Raw genomic sequence first — 22,765 nt, forward strand, 5'->3', positions numbered from 1 at the left:
ATCACATATTATAATAATTATAGGTATCAATGGAACTTAAAAAAAATGACTCCTGTGAAATACAGAAATCATCTTTTAGCTTCCTAACACTCTTTTTTATATTGTCCTTGACATAGGTACCAGTTTACTTAGTAGGATATTTGTTTATACTACCAGCATTAATAGGATTCTTTGGTTTTATATTAATACCGTTTATAGTTTCTTTTATATTAAGCTTTACAGAGTGGAATTTTATATCAGGTTTAAGCGGAATTAAATTTGTTGGATTATCTAATTTCAAAGAGTTATTTACAGATGTATGGTTTACAGATTCATTAAAAAATAACATCTTATTTACGGTTACAGTGGTTCCAATATCTTTAATAGCAGGACTTATAATAGCAGTGCTTATACAAAAGTACACGTATTTTGGCACTTGGATAAAAGTAATGATTTTTATGCCATATATTTCAAGTGTTGTGGCAATTGCAGTTGTTTGGATGGTTTTGCTTCAACCTGCATATGGACCGTTCAATCAATTTTTAGTTAGTATAGGAATCACCAGTCCTCCTCAATGGCTTGCTGATATGAAATGGTCGCTACCTACACTTATATTTATAACTATTTGGCAAGGAATAGGATATTATGTAATTATATTTATTGGAGGATTAAACTCAATATCTGAAAGTATATATGAATCTGCTGAAATAGATGGTGCGAATTTCTGGAAAAAACTTTGGAGCATATCTATACCATTAGTTTCACCAACCACATTTTTTCTAGCAATAACAGGAATTATACACTCATTCAAGGTGTTTGACCTTGTTAGTGTACTTACAGAGGGTGGACCGGGTACGTCAACTACAGTGCTTGCGTATTACATTTATAAAGCGGCATTTAAATATAACAGAATGGGATATGCAAGTGCAATAGCATGGATAGTATTTATAATAATATTTATAATAACTATTGTTCAGTGGAAAGGGCAAGATAAGTTAGTTACATATGAATAAACGGAATGAGGTGTAATAAATGTTTCAAATTAAAAAAAATAAAACTAGAATCATTATAACAATTTTAATTTTTATTTTGGCCATAACAATGGTTGTGCCTTTTGTGTGGATGATTTCTGCTTCGTTTAAGGTTGAGGCAGATGTTTTTAAATTTCCAATTCAATGGATACCTAAAAGATGGAATGCAATTTCTAATTATTCAACCGTTTGGGGTAGTGAGTACAATTTTGGATTGTATTATTTAAATTCTATTAAAGTAACGTTCCTAACTACTTTTTTTCAAGTTGTTGTTTCTGCAACAGCAGGTTTTGCTTTTGCAAAAATTGATTTTAAATTTAAAAACAGAATCTTCTTAGTTTTACTTGCTACAATGATGATACCAGAACAAGTAACTATAGTTCCTACATTTATGATTTTAAATAAACTGAATTTGTATAACACTCATGCAGGAATTATATTGATTTGTAGTTTTAGTATATTTGGAATATTCTTTTTAAGGCAGTATATGACAACTATCCCTGATTCGTTAATAGAGGCAGCGAAAATAGATGGTGCAAGTTATTTTACTATATTTTATAAAATCATATTGCCAATAAGTAAACCTGCAATATCAACATTAGTTATACTTAAATTTGTATGGACTTGGAATGATTATCAGCATCCATTGATATTTTTAAGTTCTCAAAAATTATTTACTATACAGCTTGGAATGAAATCGTTTGTGACAGACTATACAGCGGACTATGCTTTAATGATGGCAGCATCTGTATCTGCCATTCTTCCACTAATTATAATATTTATAATAGGTCAGAAGAATGTTATAGAAGGAATAACTGGAGGAGCAGTTAAAGGATAAAAGAATAAGTGTACTTATCACTGATTACTTTACTAGATTTATGTTCAAATTAAATATGTATCAGAATAATTTGCATTAATCTAGTATTTTATATAAACATATTTTAAGGGGGAAACTATATGACAAAGTTTAGTAAGCGAATAATATCATTATTAGCAGTTACGGTTATATGTACGGGAGTTTTATCAGGATGTAGTAGTGCTAAGGAAAAAAATACCTCGAAAACGGACACTGAAACAGTGACTCTAAATTTTTATACATGGGAAAAATCAGGATATACTGAGCAGCAGGACAATATTAAAAAGGCTTTTGAGGAGAAAAATAAAAATATAAAAATAAACTATATATATCCTACAGATAACAATAACAATGATTATGTCCAAAAGATGAATACAATTCTAATGGCAGGTAACAATGATGTTGATATTTTGGGATCTGCGGGAGAGGAGGAAATAGTAAATTGGAGTAATGCTGGTCTTATGGAGCCATTAGATGATCACTTCAAAAAAGAAGGAATTAAATATGAGGATAAATATAAATATCCATTAACAATAAAAGGTAAAATGTATACAATATCCACCTTCGAAACAGCCTGGTTTGTGCTTCTTAATAAAGATTTATTAGATAAAGCAGGACTTCCTGTTCCGCCTTTAGATTGGACTTGGGACGATTATAGGGAATATGCTAAAAAGCTTACAAGCGGTGAGGGGTCAAGCAAGGTGTTTGGTTCTTACATGCATACCTGGGTAGATTATAACAAAATGGGTATTTACTCTATGAATGATATTAATTTGTTATATGACAAAAGTGGTAAACTTTTAGTTGATAAGCCTATGTTTAAGGATTGGATGAAATACAGATTCGATTTAGAAAATAATGATAAAACACAAGTTCCTTATGCACAAGCAAAGTCAATGAATTTGGCTTATAGAAGCCTTTTCTTTAATGGAGAAGTTGCTATGCTCCCAACAGGAGAATGGATGACTTCAGAAATAAAAAATGTTGAAAAATACCCTCATGATTTTGTAACAGCTTTTGCTCCATTACCTAAATTTGAAGATGGCGTTGAGGGACAGACTACTTTAACTCGTCATTCTTTTGGTATAAGCGCAAAAAGTAAGCATAAAGATGAAGCATATAAATTTTTAAGTTTTTATGCAGAGAACCGTTCGAAAATAGGTCCAATGACGGGATTTACTTGTGCAGTTGATCAAGATAAGGGTAAAGTATCCGATGAAATCATTGGGGATGACAAAAAATATTATGATGTTGAATCTCTAAAAAAAGTTTTAAATAATCCTAAATTCAAAGGAAACTTTATAGAAAATGCTGATATTCTTATCAAAGAAAATGTACAAGTTTCAGATATGGTGAATGAAGAATGTGGAAAGTATTTAATAGGTTCTCAAAGTCTTGATAAATTAGTGGAAAATATTAATAATAGATATGATCAAATGAAAACTAAATAAACACAAGAAAGACTTTAAAGTTACCATTTACGTGGTAACTTTAAAGTCTTTCCATATAAAATATTAGAAAAAATATTATAAACTATTGCTTAATGTTATTTTGGGCTATAATAGAATGAATAGGCATTAATTTTATAAATATGGATGGTGTTTTTTAATATGATAAATACATTTACTAGAAAAATAAAATCATTAAATTTATTTAGTAAACTAATATTATGCTTTAGTATTATAATAGTGTTGCCACTTATGTTTACTTATTATATTTCTTATGATTCGATTAGAAATATAATGATAAATAATACATATAAAGATACAATAAATTCTTTGAATATAATATCAAAGGATGTAGACAATGTCTTCAATAACATGGTAGCTACGGCTATTCATACAAATGATGAGTTAGATGTATCAAATTTTTTATTATCTAAAAATGATAAGAGATATAATTTACAATCTAAAGATAAATTTGATAAGTTTTTTAAGAATATAATAGATATTAATTTTGGAACTAAAATATATTTTACCATACTAACTTCAAACGGGATAGAATATTCTAATTGGGAACAAAGTCTTTGGGAAGAAAATATGTATTTAAATGAGTATTATAAGAATAATATCACTTCGAATTATAAAATAGAGTGGATAAATATAGAGAAAAATTACATGGATTCAGAGAAGGCACAGTTTCCTTATGTAGTAACACTAAAAAAGGACCTCATTACAGGAGGGGGTAATAAATATGGAGTTTTTCTGGAAAGTATACCTGAAAAAGATATTAGACATATAATACTTGCAAATGAAGAAGATGCTAGAAGACTTATTATAAGTGAGGGTATTATAATTTCAGGTTACGATGATAAGTATATAGGTAAAAATTTTAAGGACATCTTTAAATGTGAAATACCACAAAGTAAAAAAGGGTATTTTATTAATGAGGAAATTAATAGTAAAAAGGAATTAATAACATATTACAAGTTATCAAATATGAACTACTTTTTAGTTGATATTAAGTCCTATAGTATGGTTAGCGGTCCTGTAATTAAGCAAAGGAATAAGCTACTCTTCATTTACTTTGGATGTATTTTAATATTTACAATTGCAGCTTGGATTATTAGTAAAAATATATCTACACCTCTAAATCAGTTGGTGGTAGAAATGAAAAATATTGATTTGGAGCCTTATGATAATAAAATTAAAATTAATAGAAAAGATGAAATAGGCATATTACAAAGAAGTTTTTCTAATATGAAAGTTGATATAAAAAATCTCGTAGATGAAAATATGGAGAAAGAAAAAAGGAAAAGATCTTGTGAATTGGATATGCTTCAGGCACAGATAAGCCCACATTTTTTATTTAATACGCTAAATTCTATAAGATGGGCTGCAATAAATAATAACAATGAAAAAGCTGCGGATATGGTACTTTCATTAGTTAAACTTTTAAGGATGACGGTGAATAAAGAGGGCGAACTAATTTCAATTAAGCAGGAAATTGACAATGTAACTAATTATTTATCAATTTTAAATATGAGGCATGCTATAGATATTAGTTTTAATTATAGTATATGCGATGAACTAGAAGATTATAAAATCCCCAGACTTTTATTTCAACCTATTGTAGAAAATTCAATAATACATGGTGCTGTTGGTCAAAAAAATAAAATTAATATAACGATACAGGTATCAAAGAGTAATAGCAAATGTGTTATTAGAATAATGGATAATGGTAAAGGTTTTAATAACACTTTAGGAATACATAAAGTGAAAACAAAGGGAATTAAGTTCTCAGGCATAGGGCTAAATAATGTAGATGAGAGGATTAAACTTTATTTTGGAGAAAACTATGGATTGGATGTTAACAGTGAGGTTGATAAGGGAACCGCCGTGAATATTTATTTGCCCTTATAAATATAGGGAGGCCATATGATTAAAGTTATTATTATAGATGATGATATAGAAATGCTAATTGGGCTTAAGGATATAATAGACTGGAAGCAATATGGATATACTGTTATTGGTGTAGCAGAAAATGGTGATAAAGCGCTAGATATTATAGAAGAGTATAAACCAGAAGTTATAATTACGGATATAACTATGCCAGAAATGGATGGGTTTGACTTAATAAACAAAGCTAAAGATATAGTCCCTGATATAAAGTATATAATATTAACTTGTCATGAAGACTTTAGTAATGCAAAACAAGCACTAAACATAAAAGCTTATGATTATATTGTTAAATATATGCTTACAAAAGAAAGTCTTATTGAAGTTTTATTAAGACTAAAAGAAAGTATTGAACATGAAAATAATTTAAATACAGAGATATTAAGAACTGATGAACTAATAAATGATAATAAGGAAACATTAAAACAAAATTTATTAATGGAAATAATAAATCATACTTGTGAAGAAAGTAATGATGTTTTACACATCTATAAAAAGGCACAAACTATGAAGATAAAATTACCAGATAATGTGTATGTTCTATTTAGTCTATATATAGATAATTTTAATCATAATATAATAAATTCAAAGATCCAAAATGAAAAGTTGCTATATTTTTCAATGCAAAATATTTTTGATGATATATTTAGAGACTATCATAATTATAGTTATTTTGATTATAGTAACGATACAAAACTCATATTATTTTGGAGGGATATAGCAAACAGTAGTTCAGTGGATAATTTTTTAAATTATAAGCTGCACCAATATCAAAAATGTATAAGTGATTATTTGAACATTGAAGTATCTATTTGCATAAGTGGTGAGTATAATAATTTATTCCAGATAAGTAAAGCCTTAAATGATTGTAAAATATTAAGAGACGAATATTTTTATACTGGTGATTCGAGCATAATAAGTGGAAAGTATAAAAAATGGAGTGAAGGTGACGCTTTATATAATAAATATAATAATGACTGGATTAATATATTATTTACAAATAATTATGAAAAGATGATGTGTTTCATTGATAGTATATCACTAGAATCAATAAAACTAAATTATTTACCCAGCACTGTTAAAAAACTTTTTAATGATTTAATTATTGATATAAAATCTGAAGCAAATAAAAGTGGAATAGTTATAAATTGTGTAAGTGAATTTGATACTATGGAAGGATGTATACAATCAGTAAAAAATGCCATACTAGTTTACACTCAGGAAATAAGTTGTAAATTTGATAATAATTTTAGACCTGATATAATAATTGTATTAAATTATATAGAGGTGAATTTGCAACGACACATCACTTGTGAGGGAATGTCTCAATATATAAATATGAATACAAGCTACTTTAGCAGGCTTTTTAAAAAGGAGACAGGGCTTACTTTTTCTGATTACCTTATTAGTAAGAGGATAGAAAAAGCAACATTACTCCTTAAACATTCACAAATATCTATAGAGGATATAGCAAGTTCAGTTGGTTTTGTCAATATTTCTTATTTTTATAAAGCTTACAAAAAAATAACGGGTAAAACTCCTGGAGAAACAAGAAATAATAAAGAAGCAACTAAGTAAGATATGTATTAAATGTAAACCTTTGTTAAGTGCTATCCATTATTCTTTATCCTCAGATTGTTGAGTAACATTAAAAAATATAATGAATAAAATAATCAAGAAGATAAATTACTTAATGGAGGAATAGGGATGCAATTAGATGGTAGTAAAACAGAAAGAAATCTTCTAAGAACCTTTGCAGGTGAGTCTAGAGCTAGAAATAAATACACATTTTATGCAGAAAAATCAGAAAAAGAAGGATATGAGTATGTAGCCTCTATATTCCAAGCTACGGCAAACAATGAAAAAGCTCATGCGAGGGTGGTTTTTGATAAGTTTCTTAAGATGAATAAAAGCACAGCCGACAATTTGATGGATTCTGCAAAAGTAGAGGCTTTTGAAAGTACTAAGCTATATAAACAATTTGAAAATGAGGCAAGAGTTGAAGGTTTTATGGAAATTGCAGATTTCTATAAAGAATTGCGAGAAGTAGAAGCAAGTCAAGACTATAATAACGAAGAAAACATAATGTATAACAGATACAGAAATATGAATACAGATAATTTTGAAGATATTGGTGAAAGACAGCAGACATTCACATTAGAGGAATTATCAAAATATAATGGTAAAGGTGGCAATGCTGCCTATGTAGCTGTAAATGGAATAGTATATGATGTAAGCTCAGTTTGGGCTGGTGGCATCCACAATGGTGTAGCGGCTGGAACTGAAGCAACGGAGAGTTTTAATACTTGTCATGGTGCTTCAAATATACTTAATAAATTACCTAAAGTGGGTGTAGTGACAGGGTAACAAATAGCTTCCTCTTTATTACTAAGGGGAAGCTATTTGTTTTAAAGGAATTATTTTTTAAAATAACATCTTTTAACAACTAATTAATGGAATTTATATTATTATTTATCATATAAATTAAATTTTATTTTGAATTGTTTAGGTGATATATTTTTATAATGTTTAAATTGTTGGATAAAATAGCTAGAAGATGTGAATCCAATTTCCATAGCAATCTCAGTGATATTTAAATTGCTTGAAAGTAACAATTTTTCTGCCTCTGTTATTCTTACATAGTTTATATATTTACTAAAAGATTTTCCAACTGAAGCCTTAAATAATCTTGAGAAATAGCTATAACTCATATTACAAGTAGATGCTACAGACTCTGCTGATATGCCAAACATGTAGTTTTTATCAACAAAATCAAAAATAAATTGTAATTTTTTTAAAGTGTTTTCATTTATATTAGTATTTATGTTTAAGTCAAGACCCTTATCATACCAAATACGAAGTATTAGTAAAAATACCCCGCCGATATTATTTCTAATTGCCATTTCAAAGCCATATTTTTTTTTATTATACTCTATAAAAATTCCATTAAGAAGTCTTGGAATATCAGTATCTTTTATTTCGTCTTTAGTAAAAACTTTTTGATGGGTGGATTTATTTAAAGTAAAAGGAAATACATATTTAGTTTCAAAAACAGTTATAGATGTTGAATATAAAACATTTGGATCGAATTTTACCACTATATATTCAACTGTATCCTCTGATGTTTTATAAACGGAATGTACTTCTCTTGAATTAATTAAAACCATATCACCTACATAAAAGTCATAACTTTTACCTGCAATGAACACTTGTGCTTTACCTGACACACAATACAGTAATTCTATATAATAATGATAATGGGCATTTGCGAGGGTGCCTCTACCTAAACCCTTTTGAATGTGGCATTCAAAAGGATATAGTATGCCCTCATTTAAACTAGTTTTTTCTTCATAAAATGTTTCCATATAAATTACCTCTTTTATTATGACAAATATTTAATACTTTTATTGCAAATTTATTATATCATATAATATGTAATTGTGGTAATTTATTATTATAAGAAAATAATAATTAGATGAGTTTTAGGAGGACAATATTATGACAAACGAAAAGAAAATAATAAGAATAGGAATTATAGGTTGCGGTGGTATTGCAAATGGAAAACATATGCCATCATTGAAAGCGTTATCAAATGTGGAAATGGTAGCATTTTGTGATTTAGTATTAGAAAAAGCAGAAAAGGCAGCAAAAGAATACGGTTGCCCTAATGCAAAGGTTTATACTGATTACAATGAACTATTACAAGATAAAACTATTGATGTTATTCATGTTCTTACTCCAAATAAATCACATGCAAAATTATCAATCTCTTCTTTAAAAGCAGGTAAACATGTTATGTGTGAAAAACCAATGGCTAAAACAGCAGCTGATGCATTAGAAATGGTTAATGTGGCGAAGGAAACAGGTAAAAAACTAACAATAGGATATCAACATAGACATAAAGCAGAAAGTACGTATTTAAAAAAAGCTATAGATCGTGGAGATTTAGGCGAAATATATTTTGCTAAAGCAACTGCGATAAGGCGTCGTGGTACACCTACCTGGGGAGTATTTTTAAATGAAGAAGAACAAGGTGGAGGACCTCTTATAGATATCGGTACTCATTCACTTGACCTTACACTCTGGATGATGAATAATTACAAACCCAAAATGGTTGTTGGTACAAAATATAAGAAAATACTAGATCCTGATTGTGGAAATCCTTGGGGACCATGGGACGTAAAAGAAAATACTGTAGAGGATTCTGCTTTTGGTTTTATTGTAATGGAAAATGGAGCTACAATTATACTTGAATCAAGTTGGGCACTTAATACCATAGAGCCTATCTCAGAGGGAACCACTGTTCTTTGCGGATCAAAAGCGGGAGCACAAATTAAAAACGGTCTTAGCATAAATAAAGATGAATTCGGTAAACTTATTGAAATTAAACCTGATTTGAGTGCTGGTGGAGTTGCTTTTTATGATGGCGTTGCTGAAACACCACCAATAGTTGAAGCTAAACGTTGGATTGACTCTATCATTAATGATACTGAGGTTGTTGTTAAACCATATGAAGCATATATTGTTTCTAAAATTCTTGAAGCGATATATGAATCAGCAAATACAGGTAAAGTTATATATTTTAATAATTAGGAGGATAAAAATATGTTAAATAAATTATCAGCACAGTTATGGTCTGTTCAAGATTATACAAGCAAAGATTTTTTTGGAGCACTTGATGAAATAGCTAAAATAGGTTATACAGGTGTCGAATTTGCAGGGTACAAAGATATTTTGGCAAAAGATATGAATAAAAAACTTAAAGAGCTTAATCTAACTGCTCTGTCAGCACATGTTGGAATAGACAGCCTTAAAGACAATCTAAACGCTGAACTTGATTATCTTAATACTTTAGGTGCAAAATATATCGTTTGCCCACATGCTGAAATAAATACAATCGAAAGTGCGCTTGAGCATGCAGAATTGTTCAATAAGATAGGAGAGCAAAGTGCAAAAGCTGGACTAATGTTTGCTTATCATAACCATGCTCACGAATTTAAGATGGATAATGGACAGTATCCACTAGAAGTTCTTTTCAATAATGTAGATTTAAGGTATGTAAAACAGCAGCCGGACGTGTTTTGGATTGCGTATGCGGGACTTGACGTTAATGATTATATGAAAAAAAATATATCTCGTTGTCCGGTAATACACCTAAAGCAATTAGAGAATAATGAAACAAGAAGAAATGTAGACGCAGGTAGTGGAATAATTGATTTCAAATATCTTATTGATTTAGCAAAAGAAACGGATTTTGTATATGAACAGGAAGAATTTATAGGTACAAGCATGAATAATATGCAAAAATCGTTCGAAAATATAATGAATAGGTAGGTGTATTAATAATGGTTAATTTAGGAATTATTGGTTTTGGAGGTATGGCTGAGTATCATTTTAAATCTCTTAAAGAATACGAACGACTTAATATAAAAGGCGTATTTGATATTAATCCAGAAAGATGTGAGTTTGCAGAAAAGCAAGGTCTTAAGGCATATAAATCAAAAGACGAGTTATTCTCTGATCCTGAAATTGATATAATTCTTGTTGCTACAACTAATGAGGTGCATAAAGAACTATTAATTGAGGCAATGAAAGCAGGAAAACATGTTATTAGTGAAAAACCTGTAACTCTAACTTCAATAGAACTTGAGGAAGTAATAGATGCATCTATTAAATATAAAAAAATATTTACTATTGATCAAAATAGACGAACAAATAAGGACTTCATTTTGATGAAAAGAAGTGTTGAAGAAGGTTTGCTCGGTGATGTGTACGCTATAGAATCAAGGGTTGAGGGATCAAGAGGAATGCCGACTGGGTGGAGAACTATTAAAAAACTTGGTGGAGGCATGATGGTAGATTGGGGAGTGCATTTAATTGATCAAATGCTGTATATGATTGATCAGAAGGTTACTAATGTATTTTGTAAAATGTATAATATTGAGTACAGTGATGTGGAAGATAACTTCCGTCTTACATTGACATTTGAAAGTGGATTAACGGCTCATATTGAGGTATCTACGAATAACTATATAACACATCCAAGATGGTATGTTCTTGGAAAAAAAGGAACACTTCAAATAGATAATTGGGATTGTGATGGAAAAATAGTAAGGTGTATAGATAAAGAAAGTGTTTGGGTGGATGAAATTGTTTATACCAAAGCTGGACCTACTAAAACTATGGCACCTAGAAACGCAAATTCCATAGAAGAAATAATTTTATCAGAACCTATGGATGTTGTAGATAATTTAACAGTTGTATATGATGGTCTACTAGATGCTATTGAAGGAAAAGCTCCACTTAAAATAACACCACAGCAAGCAATGCGTGTTATAAAGGTAATGGAAGCAGCATTTGTTTCTAGTGAAACTTCATCTGCGGTTCATGTTGAAATATAGAAAAGTTTTAATCTGAAAAGTGGGGTGAATAATATATGAAGATTGCAATGATAAGTTCTTGGCATGTGCATGCTAAAGACTATGCAAAACAAATTATGGAATTACCACAATGTGAAATAATAGCAGTGTGGGATGAAAATAAAGAAGCAGGACTTAAATGGGCAAATGAATTAAACTGCGAATTTATTGAAGATTATGATACGCTCTTGAAAGATGATTCTATTGAAGGTGTTGTTATCAATTCTCCAACAGTTATGCATACAGAGTTAATTATTAAGGCTGCTAATGCTAAGAAACATATTTTCACAGAAAAGGTTCTTGCACTTACAGTTGATGATTGTATAAAAATAAAAGAGGTAGTTGAAAGAAACAATGTTAAATTTTCAATTGCATTTGTTCATAAATGTAAGGGAGAAATGATTTTTGCAAAGCAAATGGTTGAAAGTGGAGCATTAGGTGATATAACATATGCAAGGGTACGAAATGCACATAATGGAAGCACCGCAAATTGGTTGCCTGAGAGTTTTTATAATAAAGAGAATTGTGGTGGGGGAGCAATGATTGACTTAGGAACTCACACTGTATATTTATTAGAATGGCTCTTAGGTAAAGCAAAAAATGTTAATGCGACTTTTACAAAAATAACTAATAGACAAGTTGAAGACAATGCAGTATCGGTATTTGAATTCCAAAATGGTGCTATTGGTGTAGCAGAAACAAGTTTTGTTTCTGTTTATACACCACTAACTCTTGAAGTTAGTGGGACTACCGGTTCCCTCATTGTAAGAGATGGTGTTAGTTATGCAAATGGTGATACAGATGGGAAGTGGGTTACCCAGAAAAATTTGCCTGATTCACTTCCTAGTCCACTAATTCAATGGGTTGAGGGAATTACACAAAAAAAGGCAATAACCTTAGGAATGGATGAAGCGATTTCGTTAACTCGGTTGTTACAGGCGGCATATAAATCAGAGGAAACCGGACAAAAAATTACTGTAAACTATTAAAAAGAAGGAGGTAGTTATGATGAAACTAGGATTTGTTAGCGCCATATTGGGAGATTTAGGTTTTGAGGAAGTAATTAATTATGCCTCTGAGAATGGATTTTCTTGTGTTGAAATGATGTGTTGGCCAGTAGGAAAGGCATAAAGAAGATATGCTGGTGTAACACATATTGATGTTGATGGTATGGATAAAAAAAGAGCGGCGTATATTAATGACTATACGAAATTAAAAGGAGTTGAGATTTCTGCACTTGGGTATTATCCTAACCCTTTAGACCCTGATGCTGAAAAGAGTACATTTTATGTAGAACATATTAAAAAGATAATTAAAGCAGCAAATATACTTGGAGTTAAAACTGTTACAACATTTATAGGTAGGGATAAAAATAAGACTGTAGAAGAAAATCTTATTAAATTCAAGGAAGTTTGGACTCCTATAATTAAGTTTGCAGAAGAAAATAATGTTCGAATAGCTATTGAAAACTGTCCTATGATTTTTACAAAGGATGAATGGCCTGGTGGATTGAATCTTGCTACAACTCCTGATATATGGAGAAAGATGTTTAAGTTAATACCAAGTCGTAATTTTGGATTGAATTATGACCCATCTCACTTTATATGGCAACAAATAGACTATATAAAACCTATATATGAATTCAAAGATAGAATATTCCATGTGCATTTCAAGGACATAAAAATATACAAAGATAAACTTGATGACGTGGGTATTATGGCTACGCCACTACAATACATCTCACCAAAACTTGTAGGACTCGGAGATGTAGATTGGGGTAAATATGTATCAGCTTTAACGGACATCGGGTATAAAGGATTTGCTTGTATAGAAGTAGAAGATAAGGCTTTTGAAGATTCGCTTGACTCAATAAAAGAATCAATAACTATAAGTAGAAATTATATGAGACAATTTAATTTTTTATATCCTTCTGAATAAATATATAGAAAGCCATTTTAGAGAAGTAGCTTAAGTTACTTCTCTAAAATGGCTACTAAATTTACCATTATATTTGTATAATTTGATTATTTTCTACTTTAAGTACTAAGATTAAATCGTTTTTTTATCATCTCAGCCAGAACCTGTGCTGTGCCGTGAACGCCAAGCAAACTACTATCAATCATTATATGTCTCTGCTTAGTAGATTCGTTAGAATAACCAGCATAACATCTATAATAGGAATCTCTTGCTTTGTCAACTTTTGTAATCATGCGTTCTGCTTCAGCTGGTTTCATATTCAATATGTTCACACAGTTTTTAAAACGTGCCTCTTTTGGAGCAAATGTGAATATATTTAAGCAGTCTTTATAATCTTTAAGAATGAAATCCGAACATCTACCAACAATAATGCATGATTCTTTATCAGCTAAATCTAGTATTATCCTCCTCTGGATATCAAATATCTTATTTTGATTAGCTGTTGAAATGTTACCTAAAGGAGACATCACATTGGAAAAACTTGATTTAGAACGTGTTTCTTCAATCATGCTGATAGTGGATATAGGAATATTCAACTTTTTTGACGTAGCCTCAACGATATACCTGTCATAATACTGTATTCCAAGTATTTCAGATATTTCTTTTGCAATTGATCTACCTAGACTTCCAAATTGTCGATTGATTGTTACACAATATCTTTTCATGCATTTTCATCTCCAATTATTCTTGAAAGGAAAGTTTTCGTTCGTTCATTTTTAGGATTTGTAAAAATTTCTTCTGGAATGTCTTCTTCAACAATGTATCCATCATCCATAAAAACAACTCTATCTGAAACTTCTTTTGCAAAGGTCATTTCATGAGTTACCACTATCATAGTCATACCATCATTGGCCAGGTTCTTCATTACTTCAAGAACCTCTCCAACAAGCTCCGGATCCAATGCAGATGTAGGTTCATCAAAAAGTAAAACCTTTGGCTCCATTGCAAGCGCTCTAGCTATTGCAACACGCTGTTGCTGACCACCAGACAGCGTAGAAGGCATTGAATGTGCTTTCTCTGCTAGCCCTACCTTTTCAAGTAATTCAAGTGCTTTTTCTTCAGCTTTACCTTTCGAATGTCTCTTGGTTAAAACTGGTGCAAGCATAACATTTTTTAGAACACTTTTCATAGGGAACAAGTTGAAATTTTGAAACGTCATACCAACTTCTTCACGATATTTTCTCAGATCATGACCATTATTACCAATATTTTTATCCTTGTAATATATATTTCCACCAGACTGTAACTCCAACTGGTTAATACAACGAAGCAAGGTGCTTTTACCTGAACCAGAAGGACCGATAATGCAAATAACCTCACCCTCGGTAACTTCTAGGTTAATATCTTTAAGAACTTCTAAATCACCAAAGTTTTTAGATAACTTATCTACTTTTAGTAAAACATTCATCATTTAATCCTCCTTTCAACTTGTTTTTGTATGATAATAAGAACTGAAATTATCATCATATAGAAGATAGCGCCGGCAGTATAAGCCTGTATAGTGTTAAAACTTAATGCTGCATAATTTTGGATTTGTTTTGTTATTTCATTTACAACAATTATTGAAAGTATTGCCGTGTCCTTAACAGAAATAATAAACTGATTGAATAAAGCTGGTAACATTGAGCGAAAAGCAGGAGGAACAATTATGTGCATTAGAGTCTGATAGTGTGTAAGACCAAGTGACAACCCTGCTTCTTCCTGACCAGGATCAATCCCTTCTAGAGCACCACGTACTATTTCAGCAATAAATGCTCCAGAATTCAAAAATATAACTATAATTCCTGAGGTATTGGGATCCAAATCTATACCTGTAATTTCTGGTATAACAAAGTATATATATAAAGCTTGCACAATTATAGGTGTAGAACGAATAATCCATATATATATATTAGCGATAAACTTTGCAAATTTATTTTTACACTGAAGTGCATAGCCAGAAATACAACCTAGCACAAATCCAATCACAATGCCGAATACTGAAATCATCAGCGTTATTTTAAATCCCCTAAGAAGCATAGGGAACAATACATTTAGAAAACTTAAATCCATAATATACCCCTTTCTTAACTATTAAAGCTATCTCGATTTTTATTAAAACAAAGGCTTCTTCAATTAATCCATGATTTGCAATGAAACTTAGGCATTTGCATGAATTTCTTGAAAAAGCCGATTTTCTAAATTTTATGTAGATACATTAATCAAGCCATTTTTTTTCTAATTTAGCAATTGTGCCATCATCTTTTAATTTTTTTACTGCTTGGTTCATAATACTTAATAACTTAGGATTTTCTTTAGAAGCATCAAAAGAAATTGCAATTGCATAAGGTGCTTGATCCTTTGCAAACAGATCTCCAACCAATTCAAGGTTTGAGTCTGTTTTATTTTTAATATAGTAGGAAGTACCAGGTGCATCATAAACCATTGCATCTACCTTGCCTTGTTCAAGTGATTGAAGGACTGTTGTAATAGAATCGTGTACTTGAATACTTCCTGCAGGTAAGTTAGCGGCAGTCAGGTACAGATGACTAGCATCTCCCTTTTGTACTGCAATTTTATATTTTCCACTCTTAAGGCTGTCAATTCCTGTTATTTTCTTTGGACTAGTTTTTTTATTAATAATTACAGACAGGCCTGCATTATAGTATGTATCAGTAAAATTCATTGCATTTTTTCTTTCGTCTGTTGCACAAAGTGCTGCCATAACAATATCAAGTTTACCTCCAGCAATGGATGTGGTAAGCGGACTATAGTCCATTGCTTGTGCCTTGCCATCTTGTATTTTAAAGCCTAAAAGATTTTGCAATTCATGAAGAAAATCCATGTCAAAACCTATTAAGGTTTTTCCGTCAGTATCAAAATAAGAAAATGGACCATATGTACCAGAAGTTCCTGTTTTATATGTATAATCTTTCAAGGCACCTTCAAGTGTTCCAGTATAAGTAGTATCTGTTTGGTCCTTTTTTGCGTTATTGTCACTACTACAGCCAACTAAAGATGCAGTAAAAATCGAAACTAACAATATTGAAAATAATTTTTTCTTTAACGTTTTTTTCATTAAGACTCCCCCTAAAATTTAATTAGTAATTTATTGATACGCTTATGTATGATACCATTCGGTTAATGATTTGTCAATTATCTGACAATTGCTTGTATTATTTACTTTTGTTTACATAAAATATAATACTATCATTATAAAATATGGTTATTGCGATAATATCATTTGATATTTTCTCATGCATTATAGCTATTCTCGTAGTTTGTTTTTTATAGTTATTATTATGTTTAACTATTTTATACAATAATATACCCCTTACTAAACTTTTAAATCTACCCTTATATTTATTAAAAGAAAGGTTTCTTCAATTCTTCCTTGATTTGCATTGTAACTTTAAGCATTTAAATTAATTGAAATAAATTACTACAACTTGTAATTTATTATCTTGAAGGAATGTTAATTATTATGTCGAATATATAAGGTATACTAAGTTTTTTTATTAAACGGAGGCGATTGTAAATGAAAAAATTAATTAACAATCCAGAATTTGTTGTAGAGGAAATGCTTGAGGGTATAGTAATGGCACATCCACAGTATGTTAGAAAACTTGAAAATGCAGATGTACTTGTTAGAAAAAATTCACCTATATCTGGAAAGGTTGCATTAGTTAGTGGTGGCGGAAGTGGACATGAACCAGCACATGGAGGATATGTAGGGATGGGAATGTTAAATGCAGCAGTGGCTGGAGCAGTATTTACATCTCCAACTCCGGATCCAATATATGAAGCTATAAAAGCAGTAAGTGCTGGATGCGGAGTTCTTTTAGTGGTTAAAAACTATACGGGAGATATAATGAATTTTGAAATGGCTAGTGAAATGGCTGAAATGGATGGAATAATAGTTGAAACTGTTGTGGTTAATGATGATGTAGCAGTTGAAAATAGTCTTTTTACGGCTGGAAGAAGAGGAATAGCCGGAACAGTACTTGTACATAAAATAGCTGGAGCAAAAGCAGAAACAGGAGCAAGTCTTAAGGAAGTTAAGGCAGTTGCACAAAAGGTAATAGCAAATGTACGAAGTATGGGAATGGCGTTGGCGCCCTGCACAGTTCCTGCAGCAGGTAAACCTAATTTTAGCTTAGGCCAAGATGAAGTTGAAATTGGTATAGGTATACATGGAGAGCCGGGAACCCATAGAGAAACTCTCAAACCTGTTGATGGGATAGTTGATCAACTTCTAATAAAAATATTAGCTGATATGCCATTAGAGGCAGGTGATGAAGTAGCAGTTATGGTTAATGGACTTGCATCTACACCTTTAATGGAGCTATATATTGCTAATAGAAAGGTTCATAAGATTTTAGAAGAAAAGGGAGTTAAAGTTTATAGAACTTTTGTTGGTGAATATATGACCGCTCTTGAAATGGCAGGATTTTCAATTACATTATTAAAACTTGATGATGAGTTAAAGGTTCTTTTAGATGCACCGGCTGATACACCTGCACTAAAAGTGTTATAGAGGAGGATGAAAATGAGCATTTCGGGATTACAAGTAATTTCAATATTAAATAAGATAGCAAGTGTAATTGAAGAAAATAAGGGTTATTTATGTGAATTAGATGCGGCTATAGGCGATGGAGATCATGGAATTAACATGAATAAAGGGTTCATTGCGGTTAAAGATAAACTAAAGGATAATAATGGATGTGATATTGGAGAGATTCTTAAAAAAACTGGAATGGCTTTAGTTTCAAATGTAGGGGGAGCATCAGGACCACTATATGGAACAGCATTTATGAAAGCTGCAGGAGAAGTTAATGGGAAAGAAAATATAGATATTGGAGATTTTATTAAAATATTGGAAGCTGCTTTAGGTGGAGTCATGATGCGCGGTAAAGCTGAAATAGGAGAAAAAACAATGATTGATGCCATTGCACCAGCTATTGATGCATTAAAAGAAACTCTAAAATCTGGTTTAACCTCAATGGATATGCTCAAGGCTTCGAAAGATGCAGCTTTAAAAGGCGTAGAATATACAAAAACCATAATTGCTACAAAGGGTAGGGCTAGTTATCTCGGGGAAAGAAGTATTGGTCACCAAGATGCAGGTGCAACTTCTAGCTATTTAATATTAAATACTATATACGAAGAAGTAAAAAGCATGAAGGAAGGACTGGTGTAGTATGGTAGGAATCGTAATAATCTCACATAGTAGCAAGGTGGCTGAAGGAGTAAAAGAGTTAGCACTTCAAATGGTTGACAATATTAATATTGTAGCTGCGGGAGGGACTAAAGAGAATGAAATTGGAACGGATATAGAAAAAATCATTTTAGCAATTAATAAAGTATATTCAGAAGATGGTGTAGTTATATTATTTGACCTTGGCAGTGCATATATGAATGCACAGATGGCTATTGAAACTCTTTCTGAACAAATGCAGACAAAAGTTAAAATTCTTGATTCAGCTTTAGTAGAGGGAGCTATTGTTGTAGCTGTGCAAAGTAGCATTGGCAAAAATTTAATAGAAATTCAAGAAGCGGTTAAGGGGTTATGTCTTCATAAAACACCATAAAAATGACACTATCAATTAACAATTTCTATATTTAAATTCTAAAAATATAAGAGTTTAAAAAAACTAAAAGCTACAAGAAAATTATGTTTTTATTGTAGCTTTTAGTAACTAAATATTATTAACCCTTAATTAAATATTTTTATCGTCCTCTAATTTCTTAATATGTTTCTTAAGTACATTTATTTGCGATTGTAAATCATTGTTGGTACTGTCTAAATCAATATCTAAATTATCTGGGTTTGCTATGAGATTTTCTTGAGTTGCAGTTATAGCAAGGACCTGAGCTATACCAGAAAGGAGACTGGCTACAACAAGTCTTTGGATAATATTTAATTTATGACTAATTAAAATTCCTATTGTTGATGTTAATGCAACCAATTCATCGGGGGTGTAATCCTCTATTTTTTTTATATAATACCCTCCCCTCGAATGGCGATTTGTGCTAAATAATTAATATACAATCTTTATTTACATAAAAAAATTATTTGATTTTTTTACGATTGATCTCATCAACTATTGACAGAAATCGTTTTTGGTAAAAATTTAATGCTTTTGATTGTTTTGATTTTACTTGTGTATTTATAGCTTCATAGTTGTCAAATAGTAATTCAACAATCCGCTTGTCCAATAATTTTTCGTCTGTTTGTTTTTTTATTATTTTATAAATTTCATCTTTATCCATTGCTTTTCTATAAGGCCTATCTTCGGATATTGCAGTAAATATATCGGCAACAGTCATTATTCTAGAGCCGGTCCCAATTTCTTCTTTAGTAAGATGAAAGGGGTAACCACTTCCATCTAATTTTTCATGGTGATAGGCAGCCCACTCAGCTATTCGACGCAATCCACCAATTGAATCTAACGTATTGAAGGTGTGATATGTATGGCATCTCATAATTGCAAATTCATCCACAGTTAATTTGCCAGGTTTCTCAAGGATACTGTTTGGTATAACCAATTTTCCTACATCATGAAAATTTCCTGCTATCCTCATTGACTTTACGTCAAATTCTGCTAGCCCAAATAATTCAGATAAATTTACAGCACATTCAGATACGCCTGATGTATGAGTAGCAGTAAATGGAGACTTAAAATCTATTAAATCTCGATATAAATTAGATATTAATGATACATCATTCAATTCTATTTGTATATTGTTAAATTGACCATTGTTTAATAGTAATGAATATAGACGTGGAGAAGTTAGATCTAACCAAAATTCCTCTCTTTTAGATAAATCAACGAAATAATCTACTATCTTTTTATTGATAATTGTTCCTTCTATTTTTTTTATTACTTCTACTATATCATTACTTTGATGCAAAATATATTTATTTATATCTATTAGCCTCTCCACATAATCAGATAACAAGATGATTTGGGATGAAAAAACTACTGGATTTTCTATGCCTTCTTCCCAATCATTCCAGTTTCTATGATGATTTCTTACTATTTTGGAAATCTTTCTTAACCATGGTATTTGTTCTAATAATAATTCTCCCCTTATGGTATGAATATTTTCATCTATATTTTGAAAATTATGAATAGCTATTTTTTCTTCAACTGTTATTGCACCAATATCGTGTAATAATGCAGCTGTAAAAATGTTTTCAGTGATTTCCGGTTTTAAATTGGAAAATTTCGCTAACTCAAGTGCAATAAATGCTGTTCTATGTTGATGCTGTGTAACCAAAGGATTTGCTGAATTTGTTACTTCTGATAAAGATAATAGCAAATTACCTAAGTTTACGGAAAATTGTTTCCTCATAAATACATCCCCTTTAAAAAAATCATATACTCTAAGTAATACCTGTAACTCCATAAAGTTTTTATTTTATTATTATAAAAAGTAATTGAAATATATTACCAATATGAAATAGCCTATTAACTATATTATACAATAAAGATATATATTCCTTTAATTTTACAAAAAGAACATAACATATCCAAAAAAATTATAAAAATACAAGTAAAGTAAATTAGATATTTCTTTAAAAAATACTGAATTTTGATTCTAAATAAAGGATGACGTTTTAGGGAGTTGGTGTTTGTGAGTAAACGGTGAAATATGAAGTAGTAAGGGTATGCAAAACAGGAATTATTATTACGAGTAGTAATACACTACATTATAAAATATAAATGAAATGGAGTATAACTATTCATAAATCAAATTTGCCATCACAGTATATTTATCATATAATCTTTGTAGTCCACTTATTTCACTATTTAATGAATCAACATATTCTTGTGATGAAGCAAACTTCAAAAATTCAGTATTGGTAATGATTTTATTTGACATCGCATTAGTAATAATACTCATTTCTTCCTTACTTATATCTACAATCATCGCTAATCCTCCTAATAATGTATATTCTTATATTATATGTATTCATTTCTAATAGTAGAATTAAAAAGAAAAATTTACAGTAAATAAAACACTTTAAAAAATATAAGACAAACCAAAAGTATTCTCTTATGCTTTCACTAATTCTGATTTTATTGGCGGATATATTTAGTTTTTTTTCATATTCATTTTACTACAGTATTTTAAGTTTGTCAGATGTCTCTTAAAAGAATAGATAGTTATGCAAATTTATACTATAATAATTATAAAGTGATAAAAAGCAAATTATAATGAAGCTAAACGAAAAGATAAGAATAAATATAAGATATATATATAAGGCTCTGTTTAAAATATAAAGATTGATTATAATGTAAGAGTTAAAATATAAATTTAAAATGGAGGAAGAATTATGCAAAAAAAATTATATAAGTCTACTACTGATAAACAAATAGATGGAGTTTGCGGTGGAATTGCCGAGTATTTTGATATAGATTCTACACTCGTCAGATTAGCATGGGTACTTTTAACATTATGTTTTGGTATGGGTATATTATTTTATATAATATGTTGTGTTGTTTTGCCAGTAAATAATAATACTCATATTGGTGATAGTAGTGACGCTTCTCATTTATATAAAGAATTATAAATGAGTTATCTAATTGAGCTTGAAATAGTAAATGATATTAATAATATTATTACATTTTTATCAAAACGTGATATAAACGATTTATCTCAAATCGAATTCCGAAATCTGTAATATTAATTCAAGATCCTACAATGCAATTAAGAAGTTATGCCTCTTTTTTAAAATTCTGGGAGCAAGAAAAAACATTGATTATAAGCTACTTTCCATTTATACCTACAGTAAAAGTAGCTGGCATCGATTATGAATATGCAAATGATAAAATAAAAGGATTATGGGATAAGGCTAGATTTATTGATTTAATTATGGGGGAAATTCCAAGATTAAGAGATGATGAAAATGGATATGGTCCAAAAGGAAAAGGATTTATAGCTCATGTAGATATTCCGCAGGAAGTGTTAGCTTCTTATGAAAGATTATTATCTTATTATACAGAATATAATGAAATTAAAAATAGAAAGTAAAATTATAAAGTTATGTATAATTATTAAGCTATATTTCTATATTCTGTAGGAATATAGCTTTGTAACATTACAATGTTATTTAGC

25 protein-coding genes and 1 pseudogene are annotated in these 22,765 nt (G+C 30.2%); 17 read left to right on the forward strand and 9 right to left on the reverse strand.

Annotation, left to right across the window (positions count from 1 at the left end; translation table 11 throughout):
- The 7 genes from ACREVX_RS07110 to ACREVX_RS07140 form a co-directional block, all read left to right on the forward strand.
- On the forward strand, positions 1 to 87 hold an 87-nt coding region (locus ACREVX_RS07110; protein WP_431543618.1), incomplete at its 5' end, for an IS3 family transposase.
- A 53-nt stretch (positions 88 to 140) separates the two neighbouring features.
- Positions 141 to 992 carry a carbohydrate ABC transporter permease gene (locus ACREVX_RS07115; protein WP_431543477.1) on the forward strand — a complete coding sequence of 284 codons (852 nt, stop codon included), beginning with the start codon at positions 141 to 143 and terminating at the stop codon, positions 990 to 992.
- Between the two features lie 19 nt (positions 993 to 1,011).
- Positions 1,012 to 1,848 carry a carbohydrate ABC transporter permease gene (locus ACREVX_RS07120; RefSeq protein WP_431543478.1) on the forward strand — a complete coding sequence of 279 codons (837 nt, stop codon included), beginning with the start codon at positions 1,012 to 1,014 and terminating at the stop codon, positions 1,846 to 1,848.
- A 119-nt stretch (positions 1,849 to 1,967) separates the two neighbouring features.
- A complete protein-coding gene (locus ACREVX_RS07125; protein ID WP_431543479.1) occupies positions 1,968 to 3,317 on the forward strand; it encodes an ABC transporter substrate-binding protein in 1,350 nt (449 codons plus the stop codon).
- Positions 3,318 to 3,476: 159 nt separating this feature from the next.
- Entirely contained in the window at positions 3,477 to 5,228 is a 1,752-nt protein-coding gene (locus tag ACREVX_RS07130) for a sensor histidine kinase (RefSeq protein ID WP_431543480.1), read from the forward strand.
- A gap of 15 nt (positions 5,229 to 5,243) precedes the next feature.
- Positions 5,244 to 6,842 (forward strand): response regulator transcription factor, encoded by a 1,599-nt coding sequence (locus tag ACREVX_RS07135; protein ID WP_431543481.1) that lies wholly within the window; start codon positions 5,244 to 5,246, stop codon positions 6,840 to 6,842.
- Between the two features lie 129 nt (positions 6,843 to 6,971).
- Entirely contained in the window at positions 6,972 to 7,631 is a 660-nt protein-coding gene (locus ACREVX_RS07140; protein ID WP_431543482.1) for a ferritin family protein, read from the forward strand.
- Between the two features lie 101 nt (positions 7,632 to 7,732).
- Here the strand turns inward: ACREVX_RS07140 and ACREVX_RS07145 are convergent, their stop codons facing one another.
- Complete coding sequence (locus ACREVX_RS07145; protein WP_431543483.1) at positions 7,733 to 8,629, reverse strand: AraC family transcriptional regulator; 897 nt, start codon at positions 8,627 to 8,629, stop codon at positions 7,733 to 7,735.
- A gap of 133 nt (positions 8,630 to 8,762) precedes the next feature.
- On the opposite strand from ACREVX_RS07145, the gene ACREVX_RS07150 reads away from it, so the two are divergent.
- The 5 genes and pseudogenes from ACREVX_RS07150 (at position 8,763) to ACREVX_RS07170 (ending at position 13,621) form a co-directional block, all read left to right on the forward strand.
- Positions 8,763 to 9,857: a Gfo/Idh/MocA family protein gene (locus tag ACREVX_RS07150; RefSeq protein WP_431543484.1), complete on the forward strand. Its 1,095-nt coding sequence runs from the start codon at positions 8,763 to 8,765 to the stop codon at positions 9,855 to 9,857.
- Between the two features lie 12 nt (positions 9,858 to 9,869).
- The gene (locus tag ACREVX_RS07155; protein WP_431543485.1) at positions 9,870 to 10,598 is read left to right on the forward strand and encodes a sugar phosphate isomerase/epimerase family protein; all 729 of its coding nucleotides are present in this window, start codon (positions 9,870 to 9,872) and stop codon (positions 10,596 to 10,598) included.
- A gap of 11 nt (positions 10,599 to 10,609) precedes the next feature.
- A complete protein-coding gene (locus ACREVX_RS07160; protein ID WP_431543486.1) occupies positions 10,610 to 11,665 on the forward strand; it encodes a Gfo/Idh/MocA family protein in 1,056 nt (351 codons plus the stop codon).
- 35 nt (positions 11,666 to 11,700) lie between these two features.
- Positions 11,701 to 12,672, forward strand: a complete 972-nt coding sequence (locus ACREVX_RS07165) for a Gfo/Idh/MocA family protein (protein ID WP_431543487.1) — start codon at positions 11,701 to 11,703, stop codon at positions 12,670 to 12,672.
- A gap of 19 nt (positions 12,673 to 12,691) precedes the next feature.
- A pseudogene (locus ACREVX_RS07170) lies at positions 12,692 to 13,621 on the forward strand (sugar phosphate isomerase/epimerase family protein).
- Positions 13,622 to 13,719: 98 nt separating this feature from the next.
- Here ACREVX_RS07170 and ACREVX_RS07175 read toward each other — a convergent pair.
- The 5 genes from ACREVX_RS07175 to ACREVX_RS07195 form a co-directional block, all read right to left on the reverse strand.
- The gene (locus ACREVX_RS07175) at positions 13,720 to 14,325 is read right to left on the reverse strand and encodes a cytidylate kinase-like family protein (RefSeq protein ID WP_431543488.1); all 606 of its coding nucleotides are present in this window, start codon (positions 14,323 to 14,325) and stop codon (positions 13,720 to 13,722) included.
- Positions 14,322 to 15,068 carry an amino acid ABC transporter ATP-binding protein gene (locus tag ACREVX_RS07180; protein WP_431543619.1) on the reverse strand — a complete coding sequence of 249 codons (747 nt, stop codon included), beginning with the start codon at positions 15,066 to 15,068 and terminating at the stop codon, positions 14,322 to 14,324. The genes ACREVX_RS07175 and ACREVX_RS07180 overlap by 4 nt, the downstream gene beginning before the upstream one ends.
- Positions 15,068 to 15,712 carry an amino acid ABC transporter permease gene (locus tag ACREVX_RS07185; RefSeq protein ID WP_431543489.1) on the reverse strand — a complete coding sequence of 215 codons (645 nt, stop codon included), beginning with the start codon at positions 15,710 to 15,712 and terminating at the stop codon, positions 15,068 to 15,070. The genes ACREVX_RS07180 and ACREVX_RS07185 overlap by 1 nt, the downstream gene beginning before the upstream one ends.
- Before the next feature lie 145 nt (positions 15,713 to 15,857).
- Entirely contained in the window at positions 15,858 to 16,718 is an 861-nt protein-coding gene (locus tag ACREVX_RS07190; protein WP_431543490.1) for an ABC transporter substrate-binding protein, read from the reverse strand.
- 97 nt (positions 16,719 to 16,815) lie between these two features.
- On the reverse strand, positions 16,816 to 16,962 hold the full coding sequence (locus ACREVX_RS07195) for a hypothetical protein (RefSeq protein ID WP_431543491.1): 147 nt from the start codon (positions 16,960 to 16,962) through the stop codon (positions 16,816 to 16,818).
- A 215-nt stretch (positions 16,963 to 17,177) separates the two neighbouring features.
- Between ACREVX_RS07195 and dhaK the strand changes: the two genes are divergently transcribed.
- Genes dhaK through dhaM form a run of 3 tightly spaced genes read left to right on the forward strand, consistent with a single transcriptional unit; the run spans position 17,178 to position 19,230 of the window.
- Positions 17,178 to 18,176: a dihydroxyacetone kinase subunit DhaK gene (dhaK, locus tag ACREVX_RS07200; protein ID WP_431543492.1), complete on the forward strand. Its 999-nt coding sequence runs from the start codon at positions 17,178 to 17,180 to the stop codon at positions 18,174 to 18,176.
- Positions 18,177 to 18,188: 12 nt separating this feature from the next.
- Positions 18,189 to 18,839, forward strand: coding sequence for a dihydroxyacetone kinase subunit DhaL (dhaL, locus tag ACREVX_RS07205; protein ID WP_431543493.1), 651 nt, complete (start codon positions 18,189 to 18,191; stop codon positions 18,837 to 18,839).
- Position 18,840: 1 nt separating this feature from the next.
- Positions 18,841 to 19,230 (forward strand): dihydroxyacetone kinase phosphoryl donor subunit DhaM, encoded by a 390-nt coding sequence (gene dhaM / locus ACREVX_RS07210; protein WP_431543494.1) that lies wholly within the window; start codon positions 18,841 to 18,843, stop codon positions 19,228 to 19,230.
- A gap of 129 nt (positions 19,231 to 19,359) precedes the next feature.
- Here dhaM and ACREVX_RS07215 read toward each other — a convergent pair whose 3' ends face one another.
- The 3 genes from ACREVX_RS07215 to ACREVX_RS07225 form a co-directional block, all read right to left on the reverse strand.
- Positions 19,360 to 19,608: a hypothetical protein gene (locus tag ACREVX_RS07215; RefSeq protein ID WP_431543495.1), complete on the reverse strand. Its 249-nt coding sequence runs from the start codon at positions 19,606 to 19,608 to the stop codon at positions 19,360 to 19,362.
- A 103-nt stretch (positions 19,609 to 19,711) separates the two neighbouring features.
- Positions 19,712 to 21,052: an HD-GYP domain-containing protein gene (locus tag ACREVX_RS07220; RefSeq protein WP_431543496.1), complete on the reverse strand. Its 1,341-nt coding sequence runs from the start codon at positions 21,050 to 21,052 to the stop codon at positions 19,712 to 19,714.
- A gap of 333 nt (positions 21,053 to 21,385) precedes the next feature.
- Positions 21,386 to 21,577, reverse strand: a complete 192-nt coding sequence (locus ACREVX_RS07225; RefSeq protein ID WP_431543497.1) for a hypothetical protein — start codon at positions 21,575 to 21,577, stop codon at positions 21,386 to 21,388.
- Positions 21,578 to 21,983: 406 nt separating this feature from the next.
- Here ACREVX_RS07225 and ACREVX_RS07230 point away from each other — a divergent pair, with 406 nt between their 5' ends.
- Both ACREVX_RS07230 and ACREVX_RS07235 read left to right on the forward strand, forming a co-directional pair.
- On the forward strand, positions 21,984 to 22,220 hold the full coding sequence (locus ACREVX_RS07230; RefSeq protein WP_431543498.1) for a PspC domain-containing protein: 237 nt from the start codon (positions 21,984 to 21,986) through the stop codon (positions 22,218 to 22,220).
- 131 nt (positions 22,221 to 22,351) lie between these two features.
- Positions 22,352 to 22,681, forward strand: coding sequence for a hypothetical protein (locus ACREVX_RS07235; protein ID WP_431543499.1), 330 nt, complete (start codon positions 22,352 to 22,354; stop codon positions 22,679 to 22,681).
- Positions 22,682 to 22,765: the final 84 nt, after the last annotated feature.

It is taken from the genome of Clostridium sp. (assembly GCF_050717545.1).
Lineage (GTDB): Bacteria > Bacillota > Clostridia > Clostridiales > Clostridiaceae > Clostridium_AD.